Origin of the sequence: Prevotella sp. MGM2 (assembly GCF_002933955.1) — a bacterium.
In the GTDB taxonomy this organism is placed as follows: Bacteria; Bacteroidota; Bacteroidia; order Bacteroidales; family Bacteroidaceae; genus Alloprevotella.
The window spans coordinates 1-1,295 of record NZ_BEWW01000222.1 but is presented as its reverse complement, the minus strand read 5'-3'; the positions used below and the strand labels follow the sequence as shown (position 1 = coordinate 1,295).

Sequence of the window (1,295 nt, the reverse complement as noted above, 5' to 3'; positions counted from 1 at the left end):
GTGGTATATAGGCGTTCTTGTATCAACCGCCGAAACGACATTTGCCATAGGCAAAAACAACCTTTCGGATGGAACAATGGTGTGGTGCGACAGCCGCGATTGTAACACTCTTTTCCCGCTGATTGATTATCATGTTCAGAAGCGTTACTATCCATGGGATTCTGAAGCGGCAGAAAAGCAAGCCCGTGCAGATATGGACGGCAATATGAACACTGCAAAAATACTCGCTTTCAGCCCGACACACACGGCAGCGCGATGGGCAGCCTCGTCGCCGTCGGACTATGACGAGCAACGGTTCCTTCCGTCGTCGGGACAACTGTATATAATGTGGCTGAACCGCACAGCGATTAATGCTATAATACAGCAATACATGGATGCCGGAGAGGAGGGTTTTAACCTTTTGCCTTATCAGAATGACAAGGGACAATGGCAGACCCCTAACGGGCGTGGTGAGGTTTGGTGGTCAAGTTCCGTCTTCGATTCTCTCTGCTCGTGGGTTGTCGACTGCAATGGCGACATCTACGACTACATCAGACACTACCCTCACGACGTGCGGGCGGTGTCGGAATTTCAACGGAAAATGAACAACCAACCGGAACAACATATCGCCATAGGCTACGACAGTCTTTTGTCCGCCTATTATCAGTGCCGCCGCAACAAGGCGTGGACTGAGGCGGCTGCGGCCTTTGAGATACACTACGAGGCCGGGCTGCTGAAACTGCGCGACGAGATACAGGCCGGACGGTACAGGCCGCAGCCCTCGATCACGTTCCTCGTGGAATGGCCTACGCTGCGGGAGGTGTTCGCGGCGATGTTCCGGGACAGGATAGTGCAGACGTGGATCGCGCAGCGGATAGAGCCACTTTTCGAGGCGCAGTTCATCGCGGCGAGTTTCAACTGCCGCAAGGGTAAGGGTACGCTTGCCGCCGTGAAACATCTGCACGAGGCCATACGCGAGAAATCCGAGAACTACACCCGCGACTGCTGGGTTCTGAAATATGACCTCAAAGGTTTCTTCATGTCGATAAACCGGGCGATGGTGACGGATAAACTCTGCCGTTTCATCCGGGAGCGGTACAAGTGCGCGGACGTGGAGACGCTTGTCTACCTCACGCAGGTAACTCTGCTCAACTCCCCGGCGGAGGGGTGCATCATACAGGGCGACCCGCGCAAGTGGGAGGAACTGCCTCCGAACAAAAGCCTGTTCACCGTGCCGGAGGGGTACGGCCTCCCGATCGGAAACATCACCTCGCAGCTCGTGGCGAATTTTCTGCTTGACGAGACCGACCATTACC

Annotated in this window: 1 protein-coding gene; it reads left to right on the top strand. The window is 55.1% G+C overall.

Annotation, left to right across the window (positions count from 1 at the left end):
• A partial coding sequence (locus C5S62_RS05385; protein WP_255400142.1) for a reverse transcriptase domain-containing protein occupies window positions 1-1,295 on the top strand: 1,295 nt, incomplete at both ends.